Raw genomic sequence first — 17956 nt, forward strand, 5'->3', positions numbered from 1 at the left:
TGCGCAACTCAGGCGGTTGTTTGAGTCAGCAGGTCACCGAGGAAGGCATAGGCAAATCCGAAGTAAATGAATACACCCACCAGGTCCATCACTGAGGTGATCAGCGGTGAACTCAGGGTGGCCGGGTCGGTACCGATCCGGCGGGCCAGGAAGGGCAGCAGTGCACCGATTATTCCGCCCAGTGTGGTGCACACCAGCATGCTCAGACCCACCACCATGAGGATGTCGAAACCTACACCCTTGCTGAAGTGCGCCAGAACGATTTCCAGAACCGCGATGGCAATACCCAGTGCAGCCGCCACTGGCAGTTCGCGCTTGAGAATGAACCACACGTCACGCCAGCGCAGTTTCAGTTCACCCAGCGCCATGGAGCGGATCACCAGGGTTGCAGACTGGCTTCCGGTATTGCCGCCCATGTCGACAATGGGGGCGATAAAGGCGGCCAGGATGATTGCCTGGGACAGGATTTCCTCTTGGGCTGCCACGAAGTTGCTGGTGATGATGCCGAAGAAGGTCAAGATCGCCAGCCAGAAGACCCGCACGCCGAACATTTTCTTGAAAGGCGAGTTGCGCACATCCAGATCAGGCCCGCCCAGTGAAGCTGTACCCCCGAACCGCGCCAGCTGGGTAGCATCCTGCTCTTTTTCGATATCCATGGCGTCGTCGACGGTGACTATGCCGATCATGCGATTGTCTGCATTGATCACCGGCAGTGCCAGCAGGTCATAGCGGCGAATGAGTTCGACAGCGGCTTCCAGCGGCTGCTGGGCCTGGGCAAGTACCGGCTCGTGCTTCATCAAATCACTGATCCGGGTGGCCGGGGTGGCCAGTACCAGATCGCGCAGGGCAACTGTACCCAGTAGACGCCGCTCAGTGTCGAGCACGAAAAGCACATCAAGGGTCTCTTTGTCCGGAGCCATCGCGCGCAGGGATGCGATGGCTTGTTCGACGTTCATTTCAACAGCCAGTGCGGCGTAGTCGGAGGACATGGCGGAGCCAACGGTGCCCTCCGGATAGGCCGCCAGCTTAAGGATGTCATCACGTTCGCTCTTGGTCAGTTCGGGCAGCAGTTTCTGCCGGGCATCTTTGCTCAAGCGGTTGAATATGTCGGCCCGGTCATCCGAAGGGAGCTGCTCGAACAGAGCAACCACTTCATCTGCCGGCATTGCTTGCAGGAGCAAGTCCTGGCGGGCCGCCGGGAAGTAAGCAAAAAGCGTTGCGCGTTGTTCGGCGCTCAAAAGCAGGAGCAAGCTGGCGGTCTGGACCGTATCGCAATGATCCAGTGCATCGATCACGTCGATGGCAGGGGTGGTGCTGACGATCTGGGCAAATACCTTGGCATCAAGTGAGCGAGCGAGGGTGCGGACAGAAAACAGCAGATCTTCGCGGTTCATTATTTTCCTCCCGCGGTGTGGGACTGGACGGTGTGACGTGCATGGGAGCGGATCAGTGGGCGTGCTGAACGCTGCAAATTACTCAGGCAGGCAGAGGAAAAGCTCAAAGGCATGACTTTCTCCTGGCTGGCTGCCCATGCAGAGGGGCCCGGGTGAAATCAAGGCGCGCCTCTGGCATGGAGCCAGACAATTGGACTGGAAATAAAAATGGCTATGGGTGGCGTTGATCTATCGGGGTCGGGGTCCATGAGACACCTCCATGGTTCACTGATGCGCTGAACGTACTAAGCACTGGTCAGTGGGGGACAAGCAGGGGCGAACACGCCGCAGGCTGACCCTGAGTCGATGAAAAAGGCCTTGCTGGTACTGTCGGCCGATAACCTGTGCGGCAGGGATCGGCATGACCTGGGCGCTGAAAATTGCGCGCAGTATCCGCGGCATTGCAACCCGGTCGGAGTTGTAATGCCGGAAACAGTTGGAGTTGGCTAAAAGTGCGTAGTCTGGTTGCCCAGCGCTATAAGAAGCCGTATCTCGATCTTGGCGAGAAACGGCAGAAGAAAGGCTGCGCGTTATCTCGCTGAGATTTTACCGATTGTTTTAACTGCTCGGTCACTGTCGCTCGAACAAGTACCCACAAAGGTCTCCGCTATTAATAAGGCGCCGAGATAATAAACAGGAAAAGATAAAACTGTAAATTGGAAAGTTGTTGGCGGCAGAGTGTGTATTTGCCGATTTCCCCCGTCGCTCATGGCTGCAGGGCACGGGTTATAGGCGTGTGCTGGAGATGGGCGGGTATGGGGTAAAATGTAAGTGTATTTTTCTGGTGACAACTGTCTTATCCAGACAGCATATAGACAGTATTCGAATGGCAAGCTGCCGGTTATTAATGGCTGAGAGAAAGTTGGGGCCGAGTTGCGGGTTTAACTATCAAGTAGGCGGCACTGGAGTGATATGACTTCAGGTCTTTGTAGAGCAGGCAGTATGAGGGGGGAGTTGATAGTTTGTTGCTGGTTTCGAGTCGTACATCTATTTGTCATAGTTACGTGGTAGTGCATCGCCGGCTTGTGCAGATGTTTTGAAACAAGAAGGGCTGAGTTCCGTACGGAACTCAGCCCTTGGGCCCGGGTGTAGAACTGTTCCACCCGGGTTTTGCATTACCGAAGGTTATCAGCTGTAGCTGTTAACTTTGACCAGTACCGGCTCGGTTTGAGCCTTTTCCCAGGTCAGGGTCAGGGTTTGTAACACGCGCGCCATGTAGTCGGTATCGGCAGCGGCCTTCTTGCCCACGTAGCCCTGGCCACGGCGGTACATCTTGAGATGGGCGCGCATTTGTGGGCGGTCCTTCTCGAATGCGGTTTCTTCCTTGCAGGCAGCGACCGGGTCGATGCGAACATCACCAGCTTCGCTGATCCACAGGATGTGGTCGTTCAACGTGTCTTTCTGGGCGGCGAAGAGTCGAGCCAGCTCATTAACAGTCGGTTGATTATTCAGGTTCATAGCTAACTCCTTGACCACTCGTTGATCTGTCTAATTGATTCGCGCAACTGCACCTGCAGCGCTACGTAGTGTCTATCTAAAGCAGATCCGGCCTTGAGTCAGTCCTGTGTAGTGGATATCTCAAGCACTACACAAACAGCGTACAGCGAGGGAGAGCAGCGTAAACCAGGATGCAAGGGTGACATGACACATCAGCCACAAGCGTCTTGAGGACGTTTCGCTAGCAACTCACGCCCTGAACGTGGACGATCAAGCCAGGTCAGCTTCATCAATTCTGCCTTGTGGGCAGTACCTATCCCGGAACAGCTCGACAGCTCGTCGAACATGCTTACAACAACCCTTTCCAGCGCTTCCGGTGGGGAAGACGTCTGCATAATGCTGGGGGAAAAGTGAGTCGTCAATACATATGTAGTGATTATTTTAAGGCACTACATATGTGACTCGGCAGTCTGTTTTCTGCATGCCGGTCATCGTCAGGGGCGGGGCGAATTGCCCGGGAGCGGGCCTGTCTGGCGATGATTGCACCCTGTGCTGCCTGATATAGCGGCTCCTGCCTGTACCCGCTCTGCTAGTATCTGGCGCTTTGACAACGACTAGAGGTACCCATGAGCGAGCCGATTCGCCTGACCCAGTACAGCCACGGTGCGGGCTGTGGCTGCAAGATTTCGCCTCAGGTACTGGAAGTGATCCTTGCCGGCAGCGGGGCGCAGAACCTCGACCCCAAACTCTGGGTAGGCAATGCGTCCCGCGACGATGCAGCTGTTTATGCCCTGGATGAGGAGCGCGGTGTGGTTTCAACCACCGATTTTTTCATGCCAATTGTTGATGATCCCTATGATTTCGGGCGGATTGCGGCCACCAATGCCATCAGTGACATCTACGCGATGGGCGGTGATCCGTTGATGGCGATTGCGATTTTGGGCTGGCCGGTACATTTGTTGCCGCCGGAAGTGGCCCGTGAAGTGATTCGCGGCGGCCGTGCGGTCTGTGACGAAGCGGGCATTCCTCTGGCGGGCGGCCACTCGATTGACACCCCGGAGCCAATTTTCGGTCTGGCGGTGACCGGTGTGGTCAACAAGCGCCATATGAAACGCAACGACACAGCCACTGCAGGTTGCCATTTGTACCTGACCAAACCCCTGGGCATCGGCATCCTTACCACTGCCGAGAAAAAGGGCAAGTTGCGCACTGAAGACGTCGGCGTGGCACGGGACTGGATGTGCAGCCTGAACAAAATCGGCAGCCAGTTCGCCAGGCTCGAAGGGGTCACGGCAATGACCGATGTCACCGGTTTTGGCCTGCTCGGGCATTTGGTGGAAATGGCCGACGGCAGTCATCTGACTGCACAAATCAAATACGCCAAAGTGCCGAAACTGGCCTCGGTCGAGTACTACCTTGAACAGGGTTGCGTGCCCGGCGGCACCTTGCGCAATTTTGACAGTTACGCGAGCAAGCTTGCGCCGTTGCAAGAGCTGCACAAGCTGGTGCTCTGTGATCCGCAAACCAGTGGCGGACTGTTGGTGGCCGTCACTGCGCAGGGTAATCAGGCGTTCATTGAGATGGCTCGCGAGCACGGGCTGGAACTGGAATCGATCGGCCAGTTGGTAGAGCGACAGACGTACGCGGTTGAGGTGTCATGATGGCTCATGACGTAACCGACTTCCGCGAGCTGTTCCTTAATGACCGGCCGATGATGGACACCCGGGCGCCGATCGAATTCAACAAGGGCGCCTTCCCCGGCGTGGTCAACCTGCCGCTGATGACCGACCACGAGCGGGAGCGTGTCGGCACCTGCTACAAGCAACAGGGCCAGCAGGCCGCCGTGGTGCTCGGGCACCAGTTGGTGTCGGGCCAGACCAGGGCCGAGCGTCTTGAGGCCTGGGCCGACTTTGCCCGCGCCAACCCGGATGGCTGCCTGTATTGCTTTCGGGGCGGCATGCGTTCGCAAATCGTCCAGCAATGGCTCAAGCAGGACGCCGGGATCGACTACCCGCGGGTTACCGGCGGCTATAAGGCATTGCGTACCTTCTTGATCCAGACCGTCGACGACGCTGTGCAACAGTGTGACCTCACCGTACTTGGCGGCATGACCGGCACCGGTAAAACCGACGTGCTGGTGCAGCTCGACAATGCGCTGGACCTCGAAGGGCACGCCAATCACCGGGGTTCAAGCTTCGGCAAACGCGCTACCGGACAGCCTTCGAACATCGACTTTGAAAACCGTCTGGCCATTGATGTGCTGAAAAAGCGCGCCCGGGGCCACGAACGTTTGGTGCTGGAAGATGAAAGCCGCACGGTCGGTAGCTGTGCCTTGCCGTTAGCCCTTTATCAGCGCATGCAAGACGCGCCGATGGTCTGGCTCGAAGACAGTCTGGACAGCCGCGTCGAGCGCATTTTGCGTGACTACGTGGTGCAGCTGTGTGCCGAATTCACCGCCAAAAACGGTGAGCACGGCTTCACCCTGTTTTCACAACGCTTGCTGGAAAGCCTGTCCAATATTCAGCGACGTCTGGGCGGCGAACGTCATCAGCGTTTGCAGGCGGTGATGCAAGCGGCGCTCAAAGAACAGGCGAGTTGCGGGGCGGTTGATCTGCACCGGGTCTGGATCGAGGCTTTGCTGCGCGAATATTACGACCCGATGTATAGCTTTCAGCGGGAGAAAAAAGGTTCGCGCATTGTCTTTGCCGGCGATCAGGCGGCCGTGCTGGAGTACCTGCGAAGCTAGTTGCGCATTGGCCAAACCAGTCACTCAGCTTGAGCGGTTTGACTATTGTTGCAGAGCCCTCCCGAGGCGATCATCAGCAGGATTTTTCACGGTTCCCATCCTAAAAATAAAGACCGAGGGATTCTGCTGATGCGCGACTATCTGACCACGATGGCTGACTTTGATTACCAGCGAACGGTGACTGGAGCACTGGACGGTCATCTGGCAGCACTCAATGCCTGCGTCGAATGCTGCGACCGCCACGCCCTGCCGGGCCGTATTGCGTTGTTCTGGGAAGGGCGCGATGCCACCAGCGCGACCTACACCTTCAGCCGGTTACAGGAACAGGCAGCACGCTTTGCCAATTTCCTGCTGGCTCAAGGGGTCCGGCGCGGCGACAAAGTGGCAGGCTTGCTGCCACGCAATGTCGAGCTGCTGGTGGTGGCCTTCGCCGCCTGGCGTATCGGCGCCATCTACCAGCCCCTGTTTACCGCGTTCGGTCCCAAGGCCATCGAGCACCGTATCAACAGTTCGGGAGCGGCGCTGGTGGTCACCGATGCGGCTAACCGTTACAAACTCGATGAGGTCAATGCTTGCCCGCCGATTGTCACGGTGGCCGGTGCCAAGGGGCAGGGCCTGGTTCGCGGTGATTTCAGTTTCTGGGCCGAGCTGGACAACTACCCGCCGGTCTGTGAACCGGTGATGCTGACCGGCGAAGATCCGTTTTTGCTGATGTTCACCTCGGGCACTACCGGGCCGGCCAAGCCGCTTCTGGTTCCGCTCAAGGCAATTGTCGCGTTCCAGAGCTATACCCGCGATGCGGTGGATTTGCGCCCCGAGGATTCATTCTGGAACCTGGCCGATCCGGGCTGGGCCTACGGCATTTATTTCGGAATTGCCGGGCCGCTGTCGATGGGCCATCCCATCACCTTCTACGATGGTCCGTTCACGGTTGAAAGCACCTGTCGGGTGATCACCAAGTACGGCATCACCAACCTCACCGGTTCGCCCACGGCTTACCGCATGCTGATTGCCGCCGGAAGTGCGTTCTCAAGCAAGGTCAAAGGCCGGTTGCGTGCCGTGAGCAGCGCCGGTGAACCGCTGAACCCGGAAGTCATTCGCTGGTTCGCCGATGAGCTCAACGTCACCATCCACGATCACTACGGTCAGACCGAACTCGGCATGGTGCTGTGTAATCACCACGGCCTGGATCATCCCGTGCATCTGGGTGCCGCCGGCTTCGCCTCGCCGGGCCACCGGATTGTAGTGCTCGATGACAATCACCAGGAGCTGCCGGTGGGCCAGCCGGGGATTCTGGCCGTGGACCGCAGCCAGTCGCCGATGTGCTGGTTCGCCGGCTATCAGGGCTTCAACACCAAGGCTTTTGTCGGCAATTACTACTTGAGCGGCGACACCGTGGAGTTGAACCCGGACGGCAGCATCAGCTTTGTCGGACGCAGCGATGATGTGATCACCACTTCCGGTTATCGGGTCGGACCTTTCGATGTTGAAAGTGCCCTGATCGAGCATCCCGCAGTGATCGAAGCCGCCGTGGTGGGCAAGCCGGACCCCGAGCGTACCGAGCTGGTCAAAGCCTTTGTCGTACTCGGCCCGCAGTACCTGGGCGATGCCCAACTGGCTGAAGCCCTGCGTTTGCATGTGCGTCAGCGTCTGTCGGCCCATGCCTATCCCCGCGAAATCGAGTTCGTCAGCGAATTACCCAAAACCCCGAGCGGCAAATTGCAGCGTTTTATTTTGCGCAATCAGGAAATCGCCAAGGCCGAACTGGCCGCAAGCGCCAAAGTCACGGCTTGACCGTCAGGCAAAATTTCAGGACATATCATGCAAATCGAGAACAAGGTTTTTATCGTCACCGGCGGTGCCTCGGGACTGGGGGCTGCAACGGCCGAGATGCTGGTCCAGGCCGGCGCCAGGGTCATGCTGGTGGACATGAACGCCGACGCCGTGGCCGCACAAGCCACCAGGCTTGGCAGCCAGGCCCGCAGCGCGGTAGCGGATATCAGCCAGGAAGGCGCGGCGCAGGCGGCCGTTGAGGCCACGCTAGCGGCCTTCGGCGCCGTCAACGGGCTGGTCAATTGTGCGGGGATCGTGCGCGGCGAAAAAATCCTCGGCAAAAATGGTCCCCATGCCCTTGAAAGCTTCAGCCAGGTGATCAACGTCAACTTGATCGGCAGCTTCAACATGCTGCGCCTGGCCGCCGAGGCGATAGCGCAAGCCACTGCCGATGCAGAGGGTGAGCGCGGGGTGATCATCAATACTGCCTCGGCTGCCGCCTTTGACGGTCAGATCGGCCAGGCGGCCTATGCCGCTTCCAAAGGTGCAATCGCCAGTCTGACCCTGCCTGCGGCGCGAGAATTGGCGCGTTTCGGGATTCGGGTGATGACCATCGCCCCGGGCATTTTTGAAACGCCGATGATGGCCGGCATGACCCCGCAGGTGCGTGAATCGCTGGCCGCCGGCGTGCCGTTCCCTGCGCGCCTGGGCAAACCTGCCGAGTACGCCGCGCTGGTGCGGCACATCATTGAAAACAGCATGCTCAATGGCGAGGTGATCCGTCTCGACGGTGCCTTGCGCATGGCCGCCAAATAAGAGGTATGAAATGACAATTGCCAATGATCCGGTAGTGATTGTGAGTGTGGCGCGTACGCCCATGGGTGGTTTTCAGGGCGACTTCAAAGGCCTGACTGCACCGCAACTGGGCGCTGCTGCCATACGTGCCGCGGTCGAGCGCGCCGGCGTAGCACCCGATGGCGTGGAAGAAGTGCTGTTCGGTTGCGTACTGTCGGCCGGTCTCGGTCAGGCCCCTGCCCGACAAGCCGCCCTGGGGGCAGGGCTGGACAAGGGGACGCGCTGCACCACCCTCAACAAGATGTGCGGCTCGGGTATGGAGGCCGCCATTTTGGCCCACGACCGGCTGCTGGCCGGCAGTGTCGATGTGGTGGTGGCCGGGGGCATGGAAAGCATGTCCAACGCCCCCTATTTGCTCGACCGTGCCCGCAGCGGTTACCGCATGGGGCATGGCCGGGTACTGGACCACATGTTCCTCGACGGCCTGGAAGACGCTTACGAGCGAGGACGTCTGATGGGCACTTTTGCCGAAGATTGTGCCCAGGCCCACGGCTTCACCCGTGAAGCCCAGGACGCCTTTGCCGTGGCTTCGCTGACCCGTGCCCAGCAAGCGATCAAGGACGGCAGCTTCAGCGCCGAGATCGTGCCGGTGCAGGTGACTGTCGGCAAAGCGCAGCACCTGATCAGTGATGACGAGCAGCCGCCCAAAGCCAATCTGGCAAAAATCCCGAGCCTCAAACCGGCTTTTCGCGAAGGCGGAACGGTGACGGCAGCCAACTCCAGTTCGATTTCCGACGGCGCGGCGGCCCTGGTGTTGATGCGCAGCTCGCAAGCGCAAAAACGCGGCCTCAAACCATTGGCGGTCATCCACGGCCATGCGGCCTTTGCCGATGAGCCCGGGCTATTTCCGACGGCGCCCGTGGGGGCGATCAAGCGGCTGATGAGCAAGACCGGCTGGACCCTGGATACAGTCGACCTGTTCGAAATCAACGAAGCCTTTGCAGTGGTCAGTCTGGTCACCATGGACGAGCTGGCTATCCCCCACAGCAAGGTCAATGTCTACGGTGGCGCCTGTGCCCTGGGCCATCCGATTGGCGCCTCGGGCGCGCGGATTCTGGTGACTCTGATTTCGGCCTTGCGCCAGCACAAGCTCAAGCGCGGCGTAGCAGCGATCTGCATCGGCGGCGGTGAAGCCACGGCAATTGCCGTGGAATGTCTGGATTAAGGAACTCGTATGCTTGCCACTTCAGAACAATTACAGATTCGCGACGCGGCGCAGCAGTTTGCCCAGGAGCGTTTGAAGCCCTTTGCAGCCGAGTGGGACAAGCAGCATCGCTTCCCGCGCGAAGCCATCAACGAGATGGCCGGGCTGGGTTTTTTCGGCATGCTGGTGCCCGAAGAGTGGGGCGGCTGTGACACCGGCTACCAGGCTTACGCCATGGCCCTTGAAGAAATTGCCGCTGGCGATGGTTCCTGTTCGACCATCATGAGCGTGCACAACTCGGTGGGGTGTGTGCCTATCCTCAAGTACGGCACCGAGCAGCAGAAACGCGAGTTCCTCATCCCGCTGGCCAGTGGTGCAATGCTGGGGGCCTTTGCCCTGACCGAGCCACAAGCCGGCTCAGATGCCAGCGACCTGAAAACCCGGGCTCGCCGCGAAGGCGACTACTACGTGCTCAATGGCTGCAAGCAGTTCATCACCTCGGGGCAAAATGCCGGCGTGGTGATAGTGTTTGCCGTCACCGATCCTGCGGCGGGCAAGCGCGGGATTACGGCCTTTATCGTGCCCACAGATGCGCCGGGCTACAGCGTGGCGCGGGTTGAAGACAAGCTGGGGCAGCATGCCTCGGACACCTGCCAGATCCTGTTTACTGACCTGAAAATTCCGCTCGCCAACCGCCTGGGCGAAGAAGGGCAGGGCTACAAGATTGCCCTGGGCAACCTGGAAGGCGGTCGCATCGGCATTGCCTCACAGGCGGTGGGCATGGCTCGCGCAGCCTTTGAGGCCGCCCGTGATTATGCCCGCGAGCGCGTGACGTTCGGTCAGCCGCTGATTGAGCATCAGGCGGTAGCGTTTCGCCTGGCCGACATGTCCACCGAAATCGCCGTCGCCCGGCAAATGGTGCGCTACGCCGCTGCCCTGCGGGACAGCGGGCAATCGGCGCTGGTCGAGGCCTCCCAGGCCAAGCTGTTCGCCTCGGAAATGGCCGAGCGCGTCTGTTCCCGGGCGTTGCAAACCCTGGGCGGTTATGGCTACCTGAACGACTTCCCGCTGGAGCGGATCTATCGCGATGTGCGGGTATGCCAGATCTACGAAGGCACCAGCGATATCCAGCGCATGGTTATTGCGCGCAATCTTTGAATTGAGGACTTGATCGATGAGCTACGAAACCATTCTGCTGGACATCCACGACCATGTTGGCCTGATCACCCTGAACCGGCCGCAGGCGCTGAACGCCCTGAATGCGCAACTGATCAGTGAAGTGAACCATGCGCTGGACCAACTGGAAGCCGACAACAGCATTGGCTGCATCGTTATCACCGGTTCGAAAAAATCCTTTGCTGCGGGCGCAGATATCAAGGAAATGGCCGACCTGACTTACCCGCAAATCTATCTGGAAGACCTGTTTTGCGACAGTGACCGAGTGGCTACCCGGCGCAAGCCGATCATTGCCGCGGTGGCTGGTTTTGCCTTGGGCGGCGGCTGCGAACTGGCGATGATGTGCGACTTTATCCTGGCTGGCGATAACGCCAAGTTCGGCCAGCCGGAAATCAATCTCGGGGTGCTGCCGGGTATGGGTGGAACCCAGCGCCTGACCCGCGCAGTGGGTAAGGCCAAGGCGATGGACATGTGCCTCAGCGGTCGCTTCATGGGCGCTGAAGAAGCCGAGCGTTCAGGGTTGGTATCCCGTGTGGTACCGGTTGATGAGTTGCTGGAAGAAGCCTTGAAAGTCGCCGCGACCATTGCCAGCAAATCGTTGCCGGTGCTGATGCTGACCAAGGAAAGCGTCAATCGCGCGTTTGAAGTCAGCTTGACGGAAGGCGTGCGCTTTGAGCGCCGGGTATTCCACTCCCTGTTCGCGACCCAGGACCAGAAAGAAGGCATGGCCGCATTCGTAGGCAAGCGCGCAGCACAGTTCAAAAATCAGTAACCCCACCTGTAGGAGCGAGCTTGCTCGCGAGCTCCAGAGGCTCGCGAGGCAAGCTCGCTCCTACAGGTTTGTTGTCAGATCAGATAGTTCTTCAGCCCCCGGGCAATCACCATGCTCTGAGTGCGTCCGGCTAACTGGCACGCCGCGGCAAGCCCCAATCCTCTGTAGGAGCGAGCTTGCCTCGCGAGCTTTAGAGGCTCGCGAGCAAGCTCGCTCCTACAGGTTTGTTGCCAGATCAGACATTTCTTCAGCCCCCCGGAGAATCACATGCGCGGAGTGAGTCCGGCTAACTGGCACGCCGCGGCAAGCACCAATCCTCTGTAGGAGCGAGCTTGCTCGCGAGCTTTAGAGGCTCGCGAGCAAGCTCGCTCCTACAACTTTGTTGTCAGATCAGATAGTTCTTCAGCCCCCGGGCAATCACCATGCTCTGAGTGAGTCCGGCTGACTGGCACGCCGCGGTAAGCACCAATCCTCTGTAGGAGCGAGCTTGCCTCGCGAGCTTTAGAGGCTCGCGAGCAAGCTCGCTCCTACAGATTTGTAGTCAAATCAGACGTTTCTTCAGGTCCCGGGCAATCACCATGCACTGAGTGAATCCGGCTAACTGGCACGCCGCGGCAAGCACCAAACCTCTGTAGGAGCGAGCTTGCCTCGCGAGCTTTAGAGGCTCGCGAGCAAGCTCGCTCCGACAGGTTTGTTGCCAGATCAGACATTTCTTCAGGTCCCGGGCAATCACCATGCGCGGAGTGAGTCCGGCTAACTGGCGCGCCGCGGCAAGCACCAAACCTCTGTAGGAGCGAGCTTGCCTCGCGAGCTTTAGAGGCTCGCGAGCAAGCTCGCTCCTACAGGTTTGTTGTCAGATCAGATAGTTCTTCAGTCCCCGGGCAATCACCATGCGCTGAGTGAATCCGGCTGACTGGCACGCCGCGGCAAGCACCAAACCTCTGTAGGAGCGAGCTTGCCTCGCGAGCTTTAGAGACTCGCGAGCAAGCTCGCTCCTGCAGGTTTGTTGTCAGATCAGATAGTTCTTCAGCTCCCGGGCAATCACCATGCGTTGGATTTCACTCGATCCTTCATAGATCTGGGTGATTCGCGCGTCGCGGTAGTAACGCTCCACCGGATAATCTTCAAGGTAGCCATAGCCGCCATGGATCTGTATGGCTTTGGAACACACAAACTCAGCTATTTCCGAGGCAAACAGCTTGGCTTGCGAGGCTTCCGACAAGCACGGTTTGCCCGCGCTGCGCAGTCGGGCTGCATGCAGGATCAGCAACCGTGCTGCATTGAGCCGGGTTTGCATGTCCGCCAGCATGTTGGCCACACTCTGGTGCTCGATGATCGCTTTGTCGAACTGCACCCGGTCACGGGCATACCCCAGCGCCGCCTCAAAAGCGGCACGGGCGATCCCCAGGGCTTGAGCGGCAATCCCTATGCGGCCGCCTTCAAGGTTGGACAGGGCAATCGCCAGGCCTTTGCCGCGCTCACCCAGCAAGCTGGCTTCAGGGACCGTACAGTTGCTCAGGGTGACAGCGCAGGTGTCCGAGGCGCGAATGCCCATTTTGTGTTCGGTGCGGTCAACGATAAAACCCGGGGTGTCGGTGGGCACCAGAAACGCCGAAAGGCCTTTTTTGCCCAGCTGCGGATCAGTCACAGCAAACACAATCGCCAGCTTGGCGCGCTTACCATTGCTGACGAACTGCTTGGCGCCGTTGATTACCCACTGACCGTCACGCAACTCGGCGCGGGTGCGCAGGTTGTGCGCTTCCGATCCGGCCTGGGGTTCGGTCAGGCAAAAACAGCCAATGGCCTGGCCGCTTGCCAGGTCCGCCAGCCAGGTTTCTTTCTGTGCCTGGCTGCCATATTTGAGGATGGGGCCGCAGCCGACCGAGTTATGGATACTCATCAGTGCGCCGGTGGCGCCATCGCCGGCGGAAATCTCTTCCACGGCCAGGGCGTAGGCCACGTAATCGACATAGGTACCGCCCCATTCTTCGGGCACCACCATGCCCAGCAGGCCCAACTCGCCCATTTTCGACACCAGTGCGTCGTCGATCCAGCCGGCCTTTTCCCAGGCCTGGGCATGGGGGGCGATTTCGCGGCGGGCAAAGTCGCGAGCCATGTCGCGGATCATGACCTGCTCTTCAGTCAGTTCGAGGTCTTGCATGGCTCAGACTCCGTGCTGTTTGAAGTGGGTGAAGAAGCTGGCGACATGGGCCGGATCAAGCTCGTCGAGGGTGGCCGGGTTCCAGTGCGGGGTTTTATCTTTGTCGATAATCAGCGCTCGCACGCCTTCGATCAGGTCGCCGCGATCAAACCACTGACGGTCAAGATGCAGTTCAAGGGCGAAGCATTGTTCCAGCTTGAGTTCGCGGCCGTGGCGCAGCATTTGCAGGGTCACAGCCATGCCTAAAGGCGAGCGTGTCTGCAGCAGGTCGGCGGTTTCAAGCGCCCACTCGCGGCTTTCGGCAGCTGTTGTCGCGCGCAGTGCGGCGACGATGGCGGGCACGCTGTCGAGGGCGAAAACCTGATCAATCAAGGGGCGAAATTTGGCCAGCGGTGCCTCAGGCAAGTTGGGCACGGCGAAAGTGGCCAGTAGCGCCTTGAGGTCTTCAAGGGGGTTTTGCTGCCATTGCAGGGTGTCGAGGCTTTGATCCAGTTCAGGCAGTCGGGCACTTTCGGTGTAGCAGTCGGCAAGGCCGCAATACAGCGCGTCAGCGGCGCGGATGTGCACGCCGCTGACCCCCAGGTAGGTGCCCAGCTGGCCCGGGGTTCGGGTCAGGAAATAACTGCCGCCCACGTCCGGAAAATAACCGATCGAAACTTCGGGCATTGCCAGTCGGCTGCGCTCTGTCACCAGCCGCAGGTCGGCGCCCTGAGCCAGTCCCATGCCGCCACCCAGAACGTAGCCGTCCATCAGCGCGAGCACCGGTTTGGGGTAGTGATGCAGGGTCAGGTCGAGGGCGTACTCTTCTTCGAAAAAGGTTTTGTGCAGGGTGCCACCGCTCTTGTAACTGTCATACAGCGAGCGAATGTCGCCGCCGGCACAGAAGGCTTTTTCGCCTGCTCCGCGCAGCACGACTGCCTTGATCCTTGAGTCCTGGGCCCAGGCATCGAGCTGATGTTGCAGGCTGCGCACCATTTCCAGGTCGATTGCGTTGAGGCCGGCGGGGCGGTTCAGGGTCAGGTGGCCAATCTGGTTGCGCACCTGGGCCAGGACCGTGCTTTGAGTCGGCTCGACATCCTGTGTCGGTGAGGATGAAACCTGAGCAGTCATCACTAACTCCCTGCTTTGTCTTGTTATTAGGTGTGTTCGCGGGCGAACGATAGTCGATGCTAACAGTGCAAATTTGCACTGTACAACCCTGATAAGTGCAGGGTTGGTGTGCATTTTTGCATGTCGGGTGTGCAGCAATGCGCAGGCTTACTGCGCCAGCCAGCCACCGTCGACATTCCATGCCGCACCGCGCACCTGACTGCCGGCTTCGCTGCACAGGAACAGCACCAGTTCACCCAGTTGCGGCGGGGTGACGAACTCCAGTGAGGGTTGTTTCTCGGCCAGCAGATCGTGCTGCGCCTGGTAGGGGTCGATACCCTGGCTGATACGCTGGTCAATCTGCTTCTGGACCAGCGGGGTCAATACCCAGCCAGGGCAAATTGCGTTGCAGGTGATGTTGCTGGTGGCAGTTTCAAGGCCCACGACTTTGGTCAGGCCGATGACCCCATGTTTGGCGGCCACATAAGCAGCTTTGCCGACCGAGCCCACCAGCCCATGCACCGAGGCAATATTGACGATGCGACCCCAGCCACGTTTGCGCATGCCCGGCAAGGCAAGGCGGGTGCTGTGGAAGACCGCAGACAGGTTGATGGCGATGATCGAGTCCCAGCGCTCTACCGGGAATTCTTCAACGCTGGAGACATGCTGAATGCCGGCGTTATTGACCAGGATGTCGATGCCGCCGAATTCACGTTCGGCGTAGCTGAGCATGTCGGCGATTTGTGCGGGATCACTGACATCTGCCGGATGATGGCCAACCTTGCCGCCGAACTGTTCCATCTCGGCAACGACTTTGCTGGCGTCGCCAAAACCGTTGAGTATCAGGTCGGCTCCAGCTCTGGCCAGACTCTGTGCGATGCCCAGGCCGATGCCGCTGGTGGAACCGGTAACCAAGGCAGTTTTACCCTTAAGGCTCATGATCAATTCCTCAGGTGAGACACGACGGGTTCGTGAATGAGGAAACGTAGCACGAGGCTTGCAATCGCGGATACGAAACGGCCCGCCAAAGGCGGGCCGTTTTCACGCAGGGCCGGGATCAGTCCTGGCGGCTGGTGACTTCCAGCAGGTGGTAGCCGAACTGGGTTTTAACCGGGCCTTGCACCACGTTGATTGGCGCGCTGAATACGACAGTGTCGAATTCCTTGACCATCTGGCCCGGGCCGAACGAGCCGAGATCACCGCCTTGACGGCTGGACGGGCAAGTGGAGTTAGCTTTTGCGACTTCGGCGAAATCAGCGCCGCCTTCGATTTGTGCTTTCAGTTCGTTGCACTTGTCTTCGCTGGCAACGAGGATGTGACGGGCAGTGGCTTTAGCCATGAGAGAGTACTCCTTTCAAGAAAGTGCTGAGCCTACCGGATTCAGTGGGGTTTTTCCTGGCAAAAGTTCCCGGGGCGGCATTTTTGCTGCCGCCCCCGGCTCTCTCAGGCGCTAGCCTTGGCGCAGAGGCGCTGCGCCTGCAGTTGTCCGGCTGCATGGCGCAGCAGTTGTTCGGTCGCATCCCAGCCCAGGCAACCGTCGGTCACGGACACACCGTAACGCAGGGTTGCGCTCAACGGCTGGCAGCCTTCGAACAGATGGCTTTCGAGCATCATGCCGATCAGCGAGCGGTCGCCTTCCAGGCGCTGGGCAAGTACGTCATTGAACACCTCGGGCTGGCGCAGTGGATTTTTGCTGCTGTTGGCGTGGCTGCAGTCCACCATCAATCGGGCGGGTATGGCATTTTTCTCAAGCCCGGCCCGGGCGCGGGCCACGCTGGTGCGGTCGTAGTTCGGGCCGCTATGGCCGCCGCGCAGCACCAGATGGGTGTCGGGGTTGCCCGGGGTCTGGACGATTGCCGGATGGCCCTGGCTGTCGACCCCGAAGTGACGATGGCCATGGGCGGCAGAGCGCATGGCATCGCTGGCAATCGCCACGCCGCCGTCGGTGCCATTTTTGAATCCTACGGGCATCGCGAGGCCGCTGGCCATTTCGCGGTGAATTTGCGACTCGGTGGTGCGTGCGCCAATGGCCACCCAGCCCAGCAGGTCGTCGAAGTAACCGGCAGCCATGGGTTGCAGTAGTTCCGTAGCAATTGGCAGGCCCATGCCCAGCATCTCGAGCATCAGTTCGCGGGACAGGGTAAGGCCGTGGGCCATGTCATCACTGCCATCCAGGTGCGGGTCGTAGGCCAGGCCTTTCCAGCCCACAGTGGTGCGAGGTTTTTCGATGTAGGCACGCATCACCAGCAACATGTCGTCGCGCAGATCGTGGGCCAGAGCGGCAAGGTTGCTGGCGTATTCCAGAGCAGAGACCGGGTCATGGATGGAACAGGGGCCGACCACTATCAGTAAGCGGGAGTCTTCACCGTTCAAGATGGCGCGAATGGCCTGGCGTTGCTGGCTGACCTGACGGCCAAGGGTGTCGCTGAGGGGCAGCTGCTGTTTGAGCTGCGCCGCGCCGGGCAGGCGTCGGGTCAATACGGATGCAGGAGACTGGTGTACCGGCAGAGCAGAAATGGATGCGTTCATGGTGTACGTCCTGGGCAGGCGGCGGATTGTTCCGCGCGCTCGGCCCTACTGGGGTGTTCGACAATTGGCCAGACTGGCTGTGAGTGCATGCGTGCCACCAATGTGGGTCCGTTCGGAGGCGGCTGACTGTCCCGAGCGGCGGCTGATAAATCGCCATGCAGTGCAAAGGTCGAAGCGGTAATAAGTGGCGTAGTTCATGGGGAAGATTCCTTTAATTAATGATTTTCGGGGCCTGAAAAAACAAAACCCCCGGTCGGGAAGCCGACCGGGGGTGAGAATTCTCTGGTAGGCGACCCCTAAGTAGTGGGCGCCGTGTGGGTATCAGGCGCGCCAGTGGCTAAACCAATACCCAAAATAAAATCGTGCAGCGTTCGCGCACACAGATTCGGCCACGCGAGATTCGCCTGTGGTCTTACAAATGTCTGTGGGGGCGTGATGCAACATGTGCTGTCTCCGATAAGTGCTGGGAGCTTACTCGACTCCCCCGGACCTGTTCAATCAAAAAATACTATGGGCCCGAGCTGGCAAAACTATGGGCGCGCGCAGGGGGCAGGGAAGGGGTGGCAACCACAACCGGTCACGTTTGTGTCCTGCAAGGTCACGGATTTGCGCTTGCTTTGCAGTTTTGCCATGGATCATTGGCTCATGATAGGTAGGTTGGGTTAACAGTTTTTTGCTAAGGTGTCGGCAATCAACCAAGACCAATTTGCGAGGTGAATAGTCCCGGGTTTCCTAGACACTCTCCAGGCTCGCTGCGTAACGCTTTTCAAACTCTACCGGTGACAGCTGATTGTTGAAACTGTGGCGTCGTTTTGGGTTGTAAAACATCTCGATGTAATCG

At 59.3% G+C, this 17956-nt stretch carries 15 protein-coding genes; 7 read left to right on the forward strand and 8 right to left on the reverse strand.

Features of this window, described 5'->3' with window-relative positions:
- Positions 1-8: 8 nt before the first annotated feature.
- A complete protein-coding gene (gene mgtE / locus EQV90_RS15415) occupies positions 9-1394 on the reverse strand; it encodes a magnesium transporter (RefSeq protein ID WP_240878363.1) in 1386 nt (461 codons plus the stop codon).
- A 1167-nt stretch (positions 1395-2561) separates the two neighbouring features.
- Positions 2562-2891 carry a hypothetical protein gene (locus tag EQV90_RS15420; RefSeq protein ID WP_003445056.1) on the reverse strand — a complete coding sequence of 110 codons (330 nt, stop codon included), beginning with the start codon at positions 2889-2891 and terminating at the stop codon, positions 2562-2564.
- Between the two features lie 605 nt (positions 2892-3496).
- Here EQV90_RS15420 and selD point away from each other — a divergent pair.
- From selD to EQV90_RS15455, 7 genes are all read left to right on the forward strand, one after another.
- A complete protein-coding gene (gene selD, locus EQV90_RS15425) occupies positions 3497-4531 on the forward strand; it encodes a selenide, water dikinase SelD (protein ID WP_003445053.1) in 1035 nt (344 codons plus the stop codon).
- Positions 4531-5616, forward strand: a complete 1086-nt coding sequence (gene mnmH, locus EQV90_RS15430) for a tRNA 2-selenouridine(34) synthase MnmH (RefSeq protein WP_003445051.1) — start codon at positions 4531-4533, stop codon at positions 5614-5616. The genes selD and mnmH overlap by 1 nt, the downstream gene beginning before the upstream one ends.
- A gap of 129 nt (positions 5617-5745) precedes the next feature.
- Entirely contained in the window at positions 5746-7410 is a 1665-nt protein-coding gene (locus EQV90_RS15435) for an AMP-binding protein (protein WP_240878364.1), read from the forward strand.
- A gap of 27 nt (positions 7411-7437) precedes the next feature.
- Positions 7438-8205 carry an SDR family NAD(P)-dependent oxidoreductase gene (locus EQV90_RS15440; protein WP_003445049.1) on the forward strand — a complete coding sequence of 256 codons (768 nt, stop codon included), beginning with the start codon at positions 7438-7440 and terminating at the stop codon, positions 8203-8205.
- A gap of 10 nt (positions 8206-8215) precedes the next feature.
- A complete protein-coding gene (locus tag EQV90_RS15445; protein WP_127197064.1) occupies positions 8216-9409 on the forward strand; it encodes an acetyl-CoA C-acyltransferase in 1194 nt (397 codons plus the stop codon).
- Between the two features lie 9 nt (positions 9410-9418).
- Positions 9419-10546, forward strand: a complete 1128-nt coding sequence (locus EQV90_RS15450; protein WP_003445047.1) for an acyl-CoA dehydrogenase — start codon at positions 9419-9421, stop codon at positions 10544-10546.
- 16 nt (positions 10547-10562) lie between these two features.
- The gene (locus tag EQV90_RS15455) at positions 10563-11336 is read left to right on the forward strand and encodes an enoyl-CoA hydratase (protein WP_003445046.1); all 774 of its coding nucleotides are present in this window, start codon (positions 10563-10565) and stop codon (positions 11334-11336) included.
- Between the two features lie 1009 nt (positions 11337-12345).
- Here the strand turns inward: EQV90_RS15455 and EQV90_RS15460 are convergent.
- The 6 genes from EQV90_RS15460 to EQV90_RS15485 all read right to left on the reverse strand — a co-directional run.
- Entirely contained in the window at positions 12346-13497 is a 1152-nt protein-coding gene (locus tag EQV90_RS15460; protein ID WP_127197063.1) for an acyl-CoA dehydrogenase family protein, read from the reverse strand.
- A 3-nt stretch (positions 13498-13500) separates the two neighbouring features.
- Entirely contained in the window at positions 13501-14607 is a 1107-nt protein-coding gene (locus tag EQV90_RS15465) for an enoyl-CoA hydratase/isomerase family protein (RefSeq protein ID WP_003445038.1), read from the reverse strand.
- 147 nt (positions 14608-14754) lie between these two features.
- Complete coding sequence (gene hbdH / locus EQV90_RS15470) at positions 14755-15525, reverse strand: 3-hydroxybutyrate dehydrogenase (RefSeq protein WP_240878365.1); 771 nt, start codon at positions 15523-15525, stop codon at positions 14755-14757.
- Between the two features lie 118 nt (positions 15526-15643).
- Positions 15644-15925, reverse strand: a complete 282-nt coding sequence (locus tag EQV90_RS15475; protein ID WP_003445034.1) for a peptidylprolyl isomerase — start codon at positions 15923-15925, stop codon at positions 15644-15646.
- A gap of 104 nt (positions 15926-16029) precedes the next feature.
- Complete coding sequence (locus EQV90_RS15480) at positions 16030-17115, reverse strand: 3-deoxy-7-phosphoheptulonate synthase (protein WP_127197061.1); 1086 nt, start codon at positions 17113-17115, stop codon at positions 16030-16032.
- A gap of 732 nt (positions 17116-17847) precedes the next feature.
- On the reverse strand, positions 17848-17956 hold a 109-nt coding region (locus tag EQV90_RS15485), incomplete at its 5' end, for an IS3 family transposase (RefSeq protein WP_138762977.1).

The sequence above is a fragment of the Pseudomonas sp. TMW22089 genome (assembly GCF_022496645.1).
GTDB lineage: Bacteria > Pseudomonadota > Gammaproteobacteria > Pseudomonadales > Pseudomonadaceae > Aquipseudomonas > Aquipseudomonas paraversuta.